This window comes from Klebsiella sp. CN_Kp097 (genome assembly GCF_040064495.1).
Classification (GTDB): Bacteria; Pseudomonadota; Gammaproteobacteria; order Enterobacterales; family Enterobacteriaceae; genus Klebsiella; species Klebsiella aerogenes.
In genome coordinates, this window is the sequence record NZ_JBEAIL010000001.1 from 227,240 (window position 1) to 243,650 (window position 16,411).

General features: G+C 54.7%; 14 protein-coding genes and 1 other annotated feature. Of the genes, 6 read left to right on the top strand and 8 right to left on the bottom strand.

Going from position 1 to position 16,411, the window contains the following annotated elements; all coding sequences use genetic code 11:
- The first annotated feature begins 63 nt into the window (after positions 1-63).
- The gene (locus tag ABLV07_RS01145; RefSeq protein WP_046883699.1) at positions 64-1,518 is read left to right on the top strand and encodes a PLP-dependent aminotransferase family protein; all 1,455 of its coding nucleotides are present in this window, start codon (positions 64-66) and stop codon (positions 1,516-1,518) included.
- On the opposite strand, the gene ABLV07_RS01150 is transcribed toward ABLV07_RS01145, so the two are convergent.
- The 6 genes from ABLV07_RS01150 to acrA all read right to left on the bottom strand — a co-directional run bounded on the left by ABLV07_RS01150 (position 1,493) and on the right by acrA (position 8,238).
- Positions 1,493-1,957, bottom strand: coding sequence for a YlaC family protein (locus ABLV07_RS01150; protein WP_015367920.1), 465 nt, complete (start codon positions 1,955-1,957; stop codon positions 1,493-1,495). The two genes, ABLV07_RS01145 and ABLV07_RS01150, sit on opposite strands and share 26 nt — an antisense overlap.
- Before the next feature lie 125 nt (positions 1,958-2,082).
- On the bottom strand, positions 2,083-2,646 hold the full coding sequence (gene maa, locus ABLV07_RS01155; RefSeq protein ID WP_047081009.1) for a maltose O-acetyltransferase: 564 nt from the start codon (positions 2,644-2,646) through the stop codon (positions 2,083-2,085).
- Positions 2,647-2,777: 131 nt separating this feature from the next.
- Positions 2,778-2,996 carry an HHA domain-containing protein gene (locus tag ABLV07_RS01160; RefSeq protein ID WP_015367918.1) on the bottom strand — a complete coding sequence of 73 codons (219 nt, stop codon included), beginning with the start codon at positions 2,994-2,996 and terminating at the stop codon, positions 2,778-2,780.
- Between the two features lie 26 nt (positions 2,997-3,022).
- On the bottom strand, positions 3,023-3,397 hold the full coding sequence (gene tomB, locus ABLV07_RS01165; protein WP_015367917.1) for an Hha toxicity modulator TomB: 375 nt from the start codon (positions 3,395-3,397) through the stop codon (positions 3,023-3,025).
- 472 nt (positions 3,398-3,869) lie between these two features.
- Positions 3,870-7,016, bottom strand: a complete 3,147-nt coding sequence (acrB, locus tag ABLV07_RS01170; RefSeq protein ID WP_015704610.1) for a multidrug efflux RND transporter permease subunit AcrB — start codon at positions 7,014-7,016, stop codon at positions 3,870-3,872.
- A gap of 22 nt (positions 7,017-7,038) precedes the next feature.
- Entirely contained in the window at positions 7,039-8,238 is a 1,200-nt protein-coding gene (acrA, locus tag ABLV07_RS01175; RefSeq protein WP_020079451.1) for a multidrug efflux RND transporter periplasmic adaptor subunit AcrA, read from the bottom strand.
- Between the two features lie 142 nt (positions 8,239-8,380).
- On the opposite strand from acrA, the gene acrR reads away from it, so the two are divergent.
- Positions 8,381-9,031: a multidrug efflux transporter transcriptional repressor AcrR gene (acrR, locus tag ABLV07_RS01180; protein WP_015704611.1), complete on the top strand. Its 651-nt coding sequence runs from the start codon at positions 8,381-8,383 to the stop codon at positions 9,029-9,031.
- Positions 9,032-9,161: 130 nt separating this feature from the next.
- Positions 9,162-12,506, top strand: a complete 3,345-nt coding sequence (gene mscK, locus ABLV07_RS01185) for a mechanosensitive channel MscK (RefSeq protein WP_045366562.1) — start codon at positions 9,162-9,164, stop codon at positions 12,504-12,506.
- Between the two features lie 37 nt (positions 12,507-12,543).
- Here the strand turns inward: mscK and rsmS are convergent, their stop codons facing one another.
- Both rsmS and priC read right to left on the bottom strand, forming a co-directional pair.
- On the bottom strand, positions 12,544-12,717 hold the full coding sequence (gene rsmS / locus ABLV07_RS01190) for a pleiotropic regulatory protein RsmS (RefSeq protein ID WP_020079449.1): 174 nt from the start codon (positions 12,715-12,717) through the stop codon (positions 12,544-12,546).
- Between the two features lie 12 nt (positions 12,718-12,729).
- The gene (gene priC, locus ABLV07_RS01195; RefSeq protein ID WP_015367910.1) at positions 12,730-13,257 is read right to left on the bottom strand and encodes a primosomal replication protein N''; all 528 of its coding nucleotides are present in this window, start codon (positions 13,255-13,257) and stop codon (positions 12,730-12,732) included.
- A gap of 69 nt (positions 13,258-13,326) precedes the next feature.
- Between priC and ABLV07_RS01200 the strand changes: the two genes are divergently transcribed.
- The 3 genes from ABLV07_RS01200 to dnaX all read left to right on the top strand — a co-directional run bounded on the left by ABLV07_RS01200 (position 13,327) and on the right by dnaX (position 16,406).
- Positions 13,327-13,704, top strand: coding sequence for a DUF454 family protein (locus tag ABLV07_RS01200; protein WP_015704615.1), 378 nt, complete (start codon positions 13,327-13,329; stop codon positions 13,702-13,704).
- A gap of 150 nt (positions 13,705-13,854) precedes the next feature.
- On the top strand, positions 13,855-14,406 hold the full coding sequence (apt, locus tag ABLV07_RS01205) for an adenine phosphoribosyltransferase (protein ID WP_015367908.1): 552 nt from the start codon (positions 13,855-13,857) through the stop codon (positions 14,404-14,406).
- A gap of 92 nt (positions 14,407-14,498) precedes the next feature.
- On the top strand, positions 14,499-16,406 hold the full coding sequence (gene dnaX / locus ABLV07_RS01210) for a DNA polymerase III subunit gamma/tau (protein ID WP_126027564.1): 1,908 nt from the start codon (positions 14,499-14,501) through the stop codon (positions 16,404-16,406).
- Positions 15,739-15,803: a sequence feature (DnaX frameshifting element), on the top strand. (Overlaps the previous gene by 65 nt.)
- Positions 16,407-16,411: the final 5 nt, after the last annotated feature.

Consider the following 16,411-nt stretch of genomic DNA (forward strand, 5'->3'; position numbering starts at 1 on the left):
CGTCTGCTGGTTCCATAAGAAGGGCCATAAAGTTATATTTTTAGGGTGCCACGAGGAGCCATGATGAATATTCCGGACGATGCTTTTTTTGCCCTACTGACGCGCGGGATACAGCAACGGGGAGACGCGACGCTACAGCGCGCGCTCTATCAGGCGCTGCGCGAGGCCATTTTACAGGGCGAGTTACTCAGCCATAGCTGGTTGCCGGGCGCGCGCGTTATTGCGCAGCGTGCTGGCGTATCGCGCAATACCGTAAACAGCGCGCTGGAACAGCTGGCGATAGAGGGATATCTGATCCGTAGTCGTCAGGGGACGTATGTGGCAGCGCTCAATACGCTGGCGGAAAGCGAGCCGGCGCCACCAACGTTTGTTTTGCCTGAGCGCTTGCGCACGCTACCGCTGCCGGGTCGACGGGACTCCCCGGCGCTGTTGTTGACTACCGGAATGCCCGCGGTGAACTACTTCCCGCTGGCTATCTGGCGTCGTTTGCTCGATCGGGTACTGCGCGAGGATGGCAGCACGATCCTTGGATACGGGGAGGCGGCCGGTGAACCGGCGCTGCGCGAGGCGATAGCCCGTCATCTGACTTTATCCCGGGGCATACGCTGCACGGCGCGGCAAATTGTGATCACTGAAGGCGCGCTGGAGGGCGTTAACCTTTGCACGCATCTGCTGAGCGTCGCGGGGGATACTGCCTGGGTTGAAGAGCCCGGTTATTTCGGCGCGAAAAGCGTGTTTATTAAAGCCGGGTTACAGCTGAAGGGGATACCTGTTGACGGTGATGGCATGTGTCCTGATAGCGTTAACGAGGTAGCGCCGCGGCTTATCTTTACCTCGCCTTCGCACCAATATCCGAGCGGGGCGGTGATGAGCGCCGGACGTCGTCTGGCATTGCTGGAATATGCCCGCCAGCATGACGCGTGGATTGTGGAAGATGACTATGATAGCGAGTTTCGCTACAGCGGCGAGCCGATTCAGGCGATGCTCGGCATGGTGGCGCAGGCACCGGTGGTTTACCTTGGTACCTTCAGCAAAACGCTATTTCCTTCATTAAGAATAGGCTTCGCGGTGATGCCGTCGGCGCTGGCCGAGGCGGCTCAGGGCGCGATCGGCGCGCTGTTGCGCGGCGGCCATCGTCTGGAACAGCGTGCGCTGGCGCTGTTCATCGAAGAGGGCCATTATGCTCGCCATCTGGCCTCAATGCGCCGATTATATCGTCGGCGTCAGCAGCAGTTACGCGAGGCTGTGGCAAGCGAATTCACGCTGGCGAATGAGATTTGGGGGGGAGAGGGCGGCTTGCATTTAACGGTTGCCGTCGATGACATTGACGATGTGCAAATTGTCGAGCAGGCGCGTCAGTATCAAATGGCGCCAGCGGCGCTTAGCCGCTTTTATCTTAACCCGCATAAGGCGCGTAGCGGTCTGGTTCTGGGGTATGGCAATACGTCCGCGGCGCATTTCGTACCGGCGCTGCGGACGTTGAACAGGCTAATCAGGCAGCAACGCGGGTCAGGGTGAAAACATCGTAGAAGGAGAGTTCACCTTTGGTCGCGATCATTTTCTGCAGTTGAGCTTTCTGCTCATGGGCGACCTGTGGCGATTGCAGAATGCCGTCAATCAGCTGTTCAGGGACGAAACGGGTGTTATACCATTCACCGTTATAACAGACGCGAAAATCGAGCACATCGATATCTTCATAACGGTAGCGCGGGTAGACGTCAAAGAAGAAAAAACCGTTCAGCAGAACAAACAGAACGATCAGCAGCCACACGGAATCCACCAGCGTCTCAGAGCGCAGCATGACGATGAGAGTAGCCAAAAAGGCGGCGTACATAGCGACAAATAGCCATGGATGGTTGCGAATAAAACTGATACTAAAACGCGGGCGATTATCGCGCTTTTCTTTTTCGTTCAGTTCCTCGATGGTATTGGTTAGCAGGCGCTGTATTTCTGTCATTTTAGTCCCCGAATTCTTCGTAGAGCCCGGCATTTCAGGCTCTACGGCTCAGTCTGACAGTTATTTTATGTTGCTGGAGACCGGGGTTAAAGTAACAGATTGGTTACAGAAAAGCATAACAGTTACTATTTTTCGGTTAATAGCAGCTTGATGATTTGGGCAGGATTACCGCCAACTACCGCATTGGCCGGCACGTCTTTCACCACCACTGCGCCGGAGGCAATAACCGCATTGTCGCCAATGGTCACTCCAGGGTTGATGACCGCCCGGCCGCCAATCCATACGTTGTGGCCGATCGTTACCGGTTTACCATACTCGATACCGCTGTTGCGTTCCGTTGGGTCCAGCGGATGGGTCGCGGTATAGATATGAACGCCCGGCGCCAGCATACAGTTATCGCCAATTCGGATCGGGCAAACATCGAGCATCACGCAGTCAAAGTTCGCGTAAAAATTGGCGCCGAGGCTGATGTTATAGCCGTAATCGCAGCGGAAAGTGGGTTCGATATACGCGTCAGTGGGCTTACCAAATAGTTCAGCCAGCAGAGCGGCGCGCGATTCGCGTTCATCCGGTGCTGAGTGGTTATAGCGGTGCAGTACCTGCCTGGCATACAGGCGGTCTGCTTTTAGCGTGGCGTCTCCAGCAAGGTAAGGTTCGCCGGCGATCATTTTCCTTTTTTCTTCGCTCATGGTCTTCTCCTGGTTAAAGAAAAAACAGTATAAAGCGAAACCGGTTTCATATGCAGCAATACGGGACTCAGGCGTTTAATATCCCGAGTAATCCCTGTTTAGGCGCTGTTGTATTAATGACAGAAAATGAACTAGCGGATAAATTTCCATACTGAAGTTGGGATTTTGTCGTATAGCTTATTCATGGTCAATTCAGCAAGACGATGGTCGGCTGCTGAGTAAAATACCGCCAATTCATTGTCGGAAAGTTCATATTTATTCTTTTCAATTACGCGCTCCAGCGTATCAATTGTCTGACAGCGGCGTAAACGCATCAAATAGTCTGTTTTAGTTAATGGTTTACCAGACATCATTTCACCTTTTGAATGTAATAATTCTAACAAGAAAGACTTGCCGGGTTCTCCCGGCTGGCGTTCACAAAGCATCGGAATAACCGATTGCCGGATTTGCGCCATTTTTGGAGATCGCTTGTGTTTATGCCATAGCTACTGAACAGCATAAAAGTGTCATCCAGGTATTCGTCAAGCTGAGAAATCAGCTTATTATCCTCAGCGTACTTAATTTTATAATTAAGCGCGTAAGTTGCTATGTGCTCGATCAATTCATTTAATTGAAGATTCACCGCCGAGGTGGGATCGTTAACCCAGCCGCGGTTGCTTTCTTCCAGGTTTGCAAGGCAGTCATGATACAACGTTTCGCAGAGAAATCTTAGCTGCGCGATATCATGTCTTTTTGGCGAGTACTCGTCCATAACACATCCCCTTGTAAGTGGTTTAAACGACGACTAACAAACACCGTTGTGGGATGAAGACCAGGCTCAAACATTGTAATCCTGTGATTTAACTATAATCCAGTCTCAAAAACATTTCACCGTGCTATTACGAAAAATTACAATAAATACGGTTAATTTATCTTAAAAAAACAGGACCTATTATACTGATTCCTTTTATGTTTGGCGAAACTGGAAGGTCAGCCTTATATATCATAAGTTTATCTGATTGACGCCTGCCTGCAGCGAGAAGGTTGTCGGGAGATTGTTGGTAATTAAGAATATTCTGAATGAGGCCTGATGGCAAAACCGGTAACCGAAATCTTAATAAAAATAGAACAACGTTCATCAATGTATATTATATGTCAGAACGTAAAATAAACAATAACAATGTGTGCGTTTAAATACCCCTAAAGAAAAAGGGCCGCAAATGCGGCCCTTAGCTTAAGCAAGATTAATGATGCTCAACCGGATGGTTATGCTCAATATCTTCAGTTTTCTTACTGAAGCGGCGACGAACCACCACGAAGAACACCGGCACGAAGAAGATTGCCAGAACCGTCGCGGTCACCATCCCGCCCATTACGCCGGTACCTACGGCGTTCTGTGCGCCGGAGCCTGCGCCAGAGCTGATAACCAGCGGCATTACCCCGAGGATAAACGCCAGAGAGGTCATCAGGATTGGACGCAGACGCATACGTACTGCTTCCAGCGTCGCTTCAATCAGGCCTTTGCCTTCTTTTTCCATCAGGTCTTTGGCGAATTCAACGATAAGTATCGCGTTCTTCGCCGACAGGCCGATGGTCGTCAGCAGGCCGACCTGGAAGTAAACGTCGTTAGTCAGCCCGCGGAAGGTTGCCGCTAACAGCGCGCCAACAACACCCAACGGTACCACCAGCATGACGGAGAACGGAATCGACCAGCTCTCGTACAATGCTGCCAGACACAGGAAGACGACGATAAGCGAGATAGCATACAGCGCCGGGGCCTGGTTGCCTGACAGGCGTTCCTGATAGGACATACCGGTCCAGTCGTAACCGACGCCTGAAGGCAGTTTGCTTGCCAGCTGTTCCATCATCGCCATCGCTTCACCCGTACTGCGGCCCGGCGCTGCCTGACCGAGGATTTCCATTGACGGCAGACCGTTGTAACGTTCCAGACGCGGTGAACCATATTCCCAATGGGAAGTGGAGAAGGCGGAGAACGGCACCATTTGGCCATCGCTGCCGCGTACATACCAGTTGCCGATATCCTCTGGCAGCATACGGTATTTCGCTTCAGACATGACGTACACTTTCTTCACGCGACCGCGGTCGATGAAGTCGTTGACGTAGCTGCCGCCCCACGCTGCGCCGAGGGTGGTGTTGATGTCGCTAATTGAAACGCCCAGCGCCTGCGCTTTTTCCTGATCGATATCGATCTTGAACTGCGGCGTATCTTCCAGGCCGTTAGGACGCACGCCAACCAGCAGATCGGGATGCTGAGCAACCATACCAAACAGCTGGTTACGCGCCTGAGTTAATTTCTCATGCCCTAAACCACCCTGATCGATGAGCTGGAAGTCAAAGCCGGTAGCGGTACCCAGTTCGACGATCGCCGGCAGGTTAAACGCGAAGACCATCGCATCTTTAATCTGCGAGAAACGGGCCATCGCGCGGCCGGTAATCGCTTCAACTTTGTTTTCTGAACCCGGGCGTTCGCTCCAGTCTTTTAACGACACGAAGGCGATACCGGTGTTCTGACCGCGACCAGCAAAACCAAAACCGTTAACCGCGAACACCGATTCAACGTTGTTCTTCTCTTTGGTCAGGTAGTAGTCAGTCATCTCGTCGAGGACTTTCTGCGTACGTTCCTGACTCGCACCCGCCGGAAGCTGCGCCATACTCAGGAACACGCCCTGGTCTTCGTCCGGCAGGAAGGAGCTTGGCAGACGAACGAACAGGTAAGCCATACCGACGACAATAATCAGATACAGCACCAGGTAACGACCGGTACTACGCAGAATGTTGCCTACGCTGTCGGTGTAGTGGTGCGTGCTCTTATCGAACATGCGGTTAAACCAGCCAAAGAAGCCTTTGTGCTCGCCATGGCCGCCTTTCTGAATCGGCTTCAGCATGGTGGCGCACAGCGCTGGCGTCAGAATCAGCGCTACCAGTACCGACAGCGCCATCGCGGAAACGATAGTGATCGAGAACTGGCGATAAATCGCGCCGGTTGAACCGCCGAAGAAGGCCATCGGGATAAATACCGCCGACAGTACCATCGCAATACCGACCAACGCGCCCTGAATCTGACCCATCGACTTACGGGTTGCTTCTTTCGGCGGCAATCCTTCCTCCGCCATCACGCGCTCGACGTTTTCTACTACCACGATGGCGTCATCCACCAGCAAGCCGATGGCCAGCACCATCCCGAACATCGTCAGGGTGTTTATCGAGAAGCCAAACACCGCCAGGATGGCGAATGTCCCAAGCAATACCACCGGTACTGCAATGGTCGGGATCAGCGTGGCGCGGAAGTTCTGCAGGAACAGATACATGACCAGGAACACCAGGATGATCGCTTCCACCAGCGTTTTTACCACTTCATGAATAGAGATTTTCACGAACGGGGTAGTATCGTACGGGTAGACGATTTTCAGGCCTGACGGGAAGTACGGTTCCATCTTCGCCAGCTCTGCGCGGATGGCGTTGGCGGTATCCAGGGCGTTAGCGCCGGTGGCCAGTTTAATCCCCAGACCAGAAGCCGGTTGGCCGTTGAACTTCGCGATGATGTCGTAGTTTTCGCCGCCGAGTTCAACTTTCGCCACGTCGCGCAGACGAACCTGTGAACCATCCTGATTGACTTTCAGCAGAATCTTGCTGAATTCATCAGCGGAAGTCAGACGCGTTTGGGCGATGATCGAGGCGTTCAACTGCTGGCCTTTCACCGGCGGCGTACCGCCTAACTGACCTGCCGCGACCTGGGCGTTCTGCGCTTTAATGGCGTTGATGACATCTACCGGAGTTAACTGGAAGTTGTTTAGCTTCGTCGGGTCCATCCAGATACGCATTGCGTACTGGGAACCGAACAGCTGAACGTCGCCGACGCCGGAAGTACGGCTGATGGCATCCTTCATATTGGCGCCCACGTAGTCGGAAATATCCTCCTGCGTCATGGTGCCGTTAGTGTTGATAACCCCGACAACCATCAGGAAGCTACTGGAGGATTTCTCCACGCTCACGCCCTGTTGTTGTACTTCCTGCGGCAGCAGCGGCATCGCCAGCTGCAGCTTATTCTGCACCTGTACCTGGGCGATATCTGCGTCGGTACCGGACTGGAAGGTCAGGGTGATCTGCACCGTACCGGTGGAGTCACTGTTCGAGGACATGTACATCAGGTTATCGATACCGTTCATGTTCTGTTCGATAACCTGTGTCACGGTGTCCTGCACCGTTTTCGCATCAGCCCCCGGATAGGTGGCCGAGATCGTCACTGCTGGCGGCGCAATCGTTGGATATTGCGCCACGGGGAGTTTCATAATCGAAAGCCCCCCTGCCAACATGATGATTATGGCGATCACCCATGCAAATATGGGGCGATCGATAAAGAAATTAGGCATGTCTTAACGGCTCCTGTTTAAGTTAAGACTTGGTTTGTTCAGACTGAGCGTTCGCGTTGCCGGCGGTTTGCTGTTGGTTGTCTGAAGCTACTTCCTGCGCTTTTACCTGTACGCCTGGTTTGACTTTTTGCAGGCCAGCGACGATCACGCGATCGCCTGATTTCAGACCTTCGGTCACTAACCACTTGTCGCCGATAGCCTGAGTCGCGGTGACCTGGCGCACTTCAACTTTGTCGCCTTCGCCGACCACCATCACGCTGGCATCGCCGCGCGGGGTACGGGTAACGCCCTGTTGCGGAACCAGCAGCGCATCCGGGTTAATACCTTCTTCCAGACGTGCGCGAACAAACATTCCTGGCAGCAGAGTGTGGTCCGGGTTCGGGAAGATAGCGCGCAGCGTGATCGAACCGGTGGTCTGGTCAACGGTGACGTCGGAGAATTCCAGCGTACCCTCTTGCGGATATTTCAGACCGTCATTGGTGACCAGTTCAACTTTCGCCTTACCGTTTTCTTGCTTCAGTTTACCGTTCGCCAGTTCCTGTTTCAGACGCAGGAAATCGTTGCTCGATTGGGTAACGTCAACATAGATAGGGTCTAGCTGCTGAACAGTAGCCAGCGCGGTAGATTGCCCGTTTTGCACCAGCGCGCCTTCGGTGACCGCGGATTTACCGATGCGTCCACTGATTGGCGACGTCACTTTGGTATAAGCCAGGTTGATACGCGCGGTTTCAACTGCGGCTTTCGCCGCGACGACGGCGGCGTTGCTTTGCTGAGCGTCGGCAACGGCTGAGTCATATTCTTGTTGGCTGATGTATTTGGTGCCAACCAGTTTCTGATAACGTTTGACCGTCAACTGAGCGATGTTTGCGGCGGCCTGGGCTTTCGCTAAGTCGCCTTTAGCGCTTTCATAGCTTGCCTGATAGGTTGCCGGATCGATCTGATAAAGAGACACCCCCGCCTGAATATCGCTGCCTTCAGTGAAGTTACGTTTCAGAATAATGCCACTTACCTGAGGACGGACTTCTGCGACACGATAAGCATTGGTACGACCAGGAAGTTCAGTGGTGATTTGTAGAGGTGCGGATTTGAGCGTGACAATACCGACTTCCGGCATTTGCTGGGCTCCTTGTTGAGCCGGTTTATCGTCACATCCTGTTAGCGCTAAGCTGCCTGAGAGCATCAGAACGACCGCCAGAGGCGTTAACCCTCTGTTTTTGTTCATATGTAAACCTCGAGTGTCCAATTTCAAATTTTTTAGTGGCTCAAACGTCCACAAACCCACTACAGTCTTTCTATTATGGTCATGCTATGGTACATACATTCACAAATGTATGTAAACGCAACCTCTGTAAAGTCATCAACCTATGGCACGAAAAACCAAACAACAGGCACTTGAAACCCGGCAACTGATTCTTGACGTCGCCCTGCGATTGTTTTCGCAGCAGGGGGTATCATCTACCTCGTTGGCCGCGATTGCAAAAGCTGCTGGAGTGACCAGGGGCGCTATATACTGGCATTTCAAAAACAAATCCGATCTGTTTAATGAAATATGGAGTCTCTCTGACGCCAGCATTAGCGATCTCGAAGTTGAGTATCGGGCAAAATTCCCTAACGATCCACTGTCAGTTGTTCGCGAAATACTCGTCTATATCCTCGAAGCGACGGTAGTAGAGGAGCGTAGACGCCTGATGATGGAAATCATCTTCCATAAATGCGAATTTGTCGGAGAAATGGCCGTTGTCCAACAAGCACAGCGCAGTTTATGGCTTGAAAGCTACGATCGTATTGAGCAAACATTAAAAGATTGTATCACTGCTCAACAATTACCTGCGAATTTACTCACTCGCCGTGCGGCAATTCTGATGCGCAGTTATCTTTCCGGATTAATGGAAAACTGGCTCTTTGCACCAGAGAGTTTTAACCTTCATGCGGAAGCCCGTGCTTATGTCGATGCGCTGATTGAGATGTATCAGACCTGCCCGTCGCTACGAAGTTCGTCTGAGGTCATGGCCTGAATCCGCAGGCGTAAATAAAGGTAAATTTTACTTATCTCTGCCGCTATTCGCGCGCAGGGAGAAGTGCTATTCTGCGCGCTGCGACGACCCCCGGTATTCTCCGGCATTTGCAACCATTCATGTTAATACTATGCAGCATACAAATCGTTGGCCTCATGCTATTTCCACCATTGTCTTTGCACTGGTCCTTATAGTTGGCACTCTGAGCTTCAGCCAGGTTCAGGCTGCAGATTTACCTGACCGTTCTGACATTCAAAGCCAGCTCACTACGCTAAATAAGCAAAAAGAACTCACGCCGCAGGAAAAATTAGTTCAGCAGGACCTGACGCAGACTTTAGAAACGCTCGATAAGATTGAGCGTATAAAGTCTGAAACTGTGCAACTGCGTCAGCAGGTTGAACAGGCGCCGGCGAAAATGCGTCAGGCGGTAGACAGCCTGAATGCGCTGAGCGATGTTCCTGATGATGAGGTCACCCGTAAAACCCTGAGCACGTTATCGTTGCGACAGCTTGAATCCAGGGTGTCTCAGGCGCTCGACGATCTGCAAAGCGCGCAGAACGATCTGGCGACCTACAACAGCCAATTGGTCTCGCTGCAGACGCAGCCGGAGCGCGTGCAGAACGCGATGTACTCCGCCTCCCAGCAGCTACAGCAAATTCGTAACCGTCTCAACGGCACCGCGCCGGGTGAAGAGACGCTGCGCCCGACGCAGCAGGGGTTGCTGCTGGCGCAGCAGGCCTTGCTGAATGCGGAGATCGAACAGCAGCGTAAGAGCCTGGAAGGCAATACTGTGCTGCAGGATACGCTGCAGAAACAGCGCGATTACGTGACCGCCCACAGCAACCGGCTGGAACATCAGCTGCAACTGTTGCAGGAAGCGGTGAACAGCAAGCGGCTGACCCTCACCGAGAAAACCGCTCAGGAAGCGGTCTCGCCGGAGGAGACCTCGCGGATCCAAAATAACCCGTTGGTCAAGCAGGAGCTTGAAGTTAACCATCAGCTTAGCGAAAAGCTGATTCAGGCGACGGAAAACGGCAACCAACTGGTGCAGCGCAATATCAGAGTGAAAAACTGGCTCGACCGCGCGCTGCAATCCGAACGCGATATCAAAGAGCAGATTTCGGTATTGAAAGGCAGCCTGCTGCTGTCGCGTATCCTCTATCAGCAGCAGCAAACATTGCCATCAGCGGATGAGCTGCAGGATATGACCAACCGCATTGCCGATCTGCGCCTGGAGCAGTTTGAAGTTAACCAGCAGCGCGATGCGTTATTCCAGAGCGATGCCTTTGTGGCAAAGTTGGAAGAGGGCCATAGCAGCGAAGTCACGCCGGAAGTTCACGACGCCCTGTTGGAAGTCGTGGACATGCGCCGAGAATTGCTCGACCAGTTTAACAAACAGCTGGGGAACCAGCTGATGATGGCCATCAACCTGCAGATTAACCAGCAGCAGTTGATGAGCGTCTCCAGCAATCTGAAATCGATCCTGACCCAGCAGATTTTCTGGGTGAACAGCAATAAGCCGATGGATTGGGAGTGGATTAAATCCTTCCCGGAAGCGCTGAAAGCCCAGTTCAAATCGATGAAAATCACCGTCAACTGGGAGAAAGCCTGGCCGGCGGTATTTATCGCGTTCCTCGCCGGGCTGCCGCTGCTGTTGATTGCCGGGCTGATCCGCTGGCGCTTGCAGTGGCTGCGTGATTACCAGGCTAAGCTGGCCTCCCAGGTAGGCCAGTTACGCAATGATACTCAGCTAAACACGCCAAAAGCGATCCTGATAGATTTAATCAGAGCGCTGCCGGTGGTGCTGCTCATCCTCGCCGCCGGGCTTATCCTGCTGACGATGCAGCTGAATGTCAGCAACCTGCTATGGGCCTACAGTAAAAAACTAGCGATGTTCTGGCTGGTGTTCGGCCTGTGCTGGAAGGTGCTGGAAAAAGACGGCGTGGCGGTGAAGCATTTCAATATGCCCGCTCAGCTCACCAGTCACTGGCGGCGGCAGATCGTCCGCGTCAGTCTGGCGCTGCTGCCGCTGAATTTCTGGTCGGTTGTTTCTGAGCTCTCTCCGCTTAATTTGATGGACGACGTGCTGGGGCAGTTTGTTATCTTCGTCAACCTGCTGCTCATTGCGGTGCTGGTGTGGCCGATGTGCCGCGAAAGCTGGCGTGACAAAGAGTCGCACAGCCTGCGCCTGCTGACGGTGACCGTGCTGTCGATTGTGCCCGTCGCGCTGATGGTCCTCACGGCGACCGGTTACTTCTATACCACGCTGCGTCTGGCTGGCCGCTGGATTGAGACCGTCTATCTGGTGATGATGTGGAACCTGCTGTACCAGACCGTTCTCCGCGGCCTGAGTGTGGCGGCGCGACGTATTGCCTGGCGCCGGGCGCTGGCGCGTCGCCAGCATCTGGTGAAAGAAGGGGCGGAAGGCGCCGAACCGCAGGAAGAGCCGACGATCGCGCTCGAACAGGTTAACCAACAAACGCTGCGTATCACCATGCTGGTGATGGTGGCGCTGTTCGCGGTGCTGTTCTGGGCGATTTGGTCCGATCTGATAACCGTGTTCGCCTATCTCGACAGCATTACGCTCTGGCACTACAACGGCACCGAAGCCGGGGCCAGCGTGGTGAAAAGCGTGACGATGGGCAGCCTGCTGTTTGCGATTGTCGCCTCGATGGTCGCCTGGGCGCTGATCCGCAACTTGCCGGGTCTGCTGGAAGTGCTGGTGCTGTCGCGTCTTAATATGCGCCAGGGCGCTTCTTATGCCATCACGACGATCCTCAATTACGCGATTATCGCCATCGGCGCGATGACGGTCTTCGGCTCCTTGGGCGTGTCGTGGGATAAATTGCAGTGGCTGGCCGCGGCGCTGTCGGTTGGTTTAGGTTTCGGCTTACAGGAGATTTTCGGTAACTTCGTCTCCGGCCTGATCATTCTCTTCGAACGCCCGGTGCGTATCGGCGATACGGTCACTATCGGTACCTTCTCAGGCACCGTCAGTAAGATCCGTATCCGCGCGACGACCATCACCGATTTCGATCGCAAAGAGGTGATTATTCCAAACAAGGCCTTCGTGACTGAACGGCTGATCAACTGGTCGCTCTCCGATACCATCACCCGCGTGGTGATCCGCCTGGGCGTAGCCTACGGATCCGATCTCGATAAAGTGAAAGAGGTGCTGCTGCAGGCGGCGCATGAACATCCGAAAGTGATGCAGGAACCAGCGCCGTCGGTCTTCTTTACCACCTTCGGCGCCAGCACGCTGGATCATGAACTGCGCCTCTATGTGCGTGAACTGCGCGATCGCAGCTACGCGGTGGATGAGCTTAACCGTTCTATCGATCGCTTGTGCCGTGAAAACAATATCGATATTGCCTTCAACCAGCTGGAAGTTCATCTGCGTAACGAGAAGGGAGATGAAGTGACGGAAGTGAAGCGCGATAATAAAGGGGATGATACGGCGCCAGGCATCGCATAATCGCTAATCGGGGCGGCATATGCCGCCCCGAATCGTTTTATTCTTCTGACCAGGGCGCGTCAGGTTGGGCGTTTTTCAGTTTGTTTTCATAGTCACGCTTAATAATATCCAACGCTCCCAGCACCGTTTTTGCGCTGACCCGGTTTTCCTCCAGCAACATGATTAAATCGACGGCCAGTTTGACCTCGTCCGGTGCATTTTCCAGCGACATAGTCCTCTCCTGTTAGCGCGTTAAACGCGCCAGTACGTTTTCAATATTTTCCAGCGCATCGCGACAGCGGGCCAGGCGCCCGGCATAGGCCTCGACCTCTTTCGTTAGCCGTTGCTGTTCGGCAAGGGTAGTTGCCGACGCCAGCTGACGTTGGCGATCGTTGCGCATTGCCAGCAGGCGGCGCTCATACTCCTGGTGCTGCAGGCGGCGGCGTTGCCAGCGGTTTAGCGTCGGCGAGGCGCTGTCCCATTGGCGTAACGACCAGGTCGCCGTCTCACGACTAATGGCGGCAATCTGCGCCACCAGCCGCTCGGCGAGCCAGGCGACCTGGGGCAGATGCTGATGCTCAACGGCATGCTGGAGCTCGGCGAGATTATGCTGTGCTTCGTCGAGATACGCCTGCATCTGGGTGTCGCGGGTACGGAACAGCTGGCGGTCGAAACGCGGGCTCAACGTAGCGTGGCTGGACAGCGGCGCCACCTGAAGCGCCAGTTCAGCCAGCTGATTTTTCAGCGTTTGTAAAAGCCGGGTTGTTTTCAAATAACTCCTCCATTCCCTACTCAGCAACTGTGCTACAGTAGCGACATCTGCTTGATAACGATTCGCATTATGCCACGTATTATTTTAATCATCATTGGCTGGCTGGCGGTAGTGCTGGGGACGCTGGGCGTCTTCTTACCGCTGTTACCGACAACGCCATTTATCCTGCTCGCCGCATGGTGTTTTGCCCGCTCGTCGCCGCGCTTTCACCACTGGCTGCTGTATCGCTCGTGGTTTGGCGGCTATCTTCGCCACTGGCAGCAGTACCGGGCGATGCCGCCGGGGGCCAAGCCGCGAGCCATTATCATGATTTTACTGACCTTTGCCATTTCTCTGTGGCTGGTTAAGCTTATGTGGGTGCGCATCCTGCTGCTGGCGATCCTCGCCTGCCTGCTGATATTTATGTGGCGCATTCCGGTGGTTGACGCAAAGCAACAAAAGCACTGATGCGCAATAATGCCTGTTGCAATTGTTGGCGACAGCCAGTAAATTCTGGCGTTTTCGAGCGCGGGTAAGCCTGGTCAAAGGTTAAACAAATGTTTCTTTGGCCCATTTTGCACGCCCGTGGGTAACACCGTTTCAATCAGGCATAAACTTATGACCGCAACTGCACAGCAGCTTGAATATCTGAAGAACAGCATCCAAAGCGTCCAGGATTATCCGAAACCGGGCATCCTTTTCCGCGATGTCACCAGCTTGCTGGAAGACCCTAAAGCCTATGCGCTTAGCATTGAACTGCTGACCGAGCGTTATAAAGACGCCGGCATCACCAAAGTGGTGGGGACCGAAGCGCGTGGTTTTCTGTTCGGCGCCCCGGTTGCGTTGGCGCTGGGCGTTGGCTTTGTTCCGGTTCGTAAGCCGCGCAAGTTGCCGCGCGAAACCATCGCCGAAAGCTATGAGCTTGAATATGGCACCGATCAGCTGGAAATCCACGTTGATGCCATTAAAGAAGGCGATAAGGTGCTGGTCGTTGATGACCTGCTGGCGACCGGCGGCACCATTGACGCCACCGTGAAGCTGATTCGTCGCCTGGGCGGCGAAGTTCACGATGCCGCTTTTATTATCAATCTGTTCGATCTGGGCGGTGAACAGCGCCTGGAAAAACTGGGCATCAATTGCTTTAGCCTGGTGCCTTTCCCGGGCCACTAAGCAAATCCCGACACATAGCCTCGCCGATCCGGCGGGGCTGTGATAGCATTACCCCCTCGTGAATTCACCTTCCAGCGTTTCAGAGCCAGCCCATGAGTTATCAGGTCTTAGCCCGTAAATGGCGCCCACAAACCTTTGCTGACGTCGTCGGCCAGGAACATGTGCTGACCGCACTGGCGAACGGCTTATCGTTAGGGCGCATCCATCACGCATATCTCTTTTCCGGCACCCGCGGAGTAGGGAAAACCTCCATCGCCCGTCTGTTGGCGAAGGGGTTAAACTGCGAAAGCGGTATTACCGCGACGCCGTGCGGCGTCTGCGATAACTGTCGCGAAATAGAACAAGGCCGCTTTGTCGATCTGATTGAGATCGATGCCGCCTCGCGCACCAAAGTGGAAGATACCCGCGATCTGCTGGACAACGTCCAGTACGCGCCGGCCCGCGGCCGCTTCAAGGTCTACCTGATCGATGAAGTGCATATGCTGTCGCGTCACAGCTTCAACGCGTTATTGAAAACGCTGGAGGAGCCGCCCGCGCACGTCAAATTCCTGCTGGCGACCACCGATCCGCAAAAGTTGCCGGTGACGATTTTGTCCCGCTGCCTGCAGTTCCACCTCAAGGCGCTGGATGTCGAACAGATCCGCCATCAGCTTGAACACATCCTTGGCGAAGAGCAGATCGCGTTTGAGCCGCGTGCGCTGCAGCTGCTGTCGCGCGCCGCGGATGGCAGCCTGCGCGATGCATTAAGCCTGACCGATCAGGCAATCGCCAGCGGCGATGGCCGCTTAACCGCGCAGTCCGTCAGCGAAATGCTCGGCACCCTCGACGACGATCAGGCGCTATCCTTGATAGAAGCGCTGGTGGCCGCCGACGGCGAGCGCGTGATGGCGGGCGTCAGCGACGCCGCCTCGCGCGGCGTTGAATGGGAAGCGCTGCTGGTGGAAATGCAAAGTCTGCTGCACCGTATCGCGATGGTTCAGCTCTCGCCATCGGCGCTGGGGGCGGATATGGCCGCCGTCGAGCTACGTATGCGCGAGCTGGCGCGCACCGTGCCGCCGGCCGACGTGCAGCTTTACTATCAGACGCTGCTGATTGGCCGCAAAGAGCTGCCTTATGCGCCAGACCGGCGTATGGGGGTTGAAATGACGCTGCTGCGCGCGCTGGCTTTCCATCCGCGTCAGCCGCTGCCGGAGCCGGAAGCGAAGCCCATGCAGACCGCTGCGCCTGTGCCGCAGCAGCAAACAGCGCCGCCGGTCGCATCGGCTCCGCCGCCGCAGAATCTGCCGCAAAGCACCAGCCAGGTGCTGGCGGCGCGCAGTCGGCTGCAGCGAACCCCGGGAGCAACCACCCCAAAAAAGAGTGAACCGGCAGCCGCATCCCGCGCGCGGCCGGTGAATAACGCTGCGCTGGAACGACTGAGTTCGATTACCGAGCGCGTACAGGCTCGTCCGGCTGCGGCCGCGCTTGAGCAGGCCCCGGCGAAGAAAGAAGCCTATCGCTGGAAATCGACGGCCCCGATTGAAGAGACCCAGGTCGAGGTCGCCACGCCGAAAGCGCTGAAAAAAGCGCTGGAGCATGAAAAAACGCCGGAGCTGGCGGCGAAACTAGCCGTGGAAGCGGTTGAGCGCGATAGCTGGGCGGCGGAAGTGAGCCAGTTGGCGGTACCGAAACTGGTTGAACAGGTGGCGCTGAACGCGTGGAAAGAGCAGGACGGCAATCGCATATGTCTGCATTTACGCCCTAGTCAGCGGCATCTCAACTCCGCCGGCGCGCAGCAGAAACTTGCTGAAGCGCTGGGCGTGTTGTACGGTGCGCCGGTTGAATTGACTATCGTTGAAGATGATAATTCGGCGATGCGCACGCCCCTGGAGTGGCGACAGGCAATTTATGAAGAGAAGCTCGCGCAGGCGCGCGACGCGATTATTGCGGATAACAACATCCAGACCCTGCGACGATTCTTCGACGCCGATCTGGATGAAGAGAGTATCCGCCCCATTTGAACGCC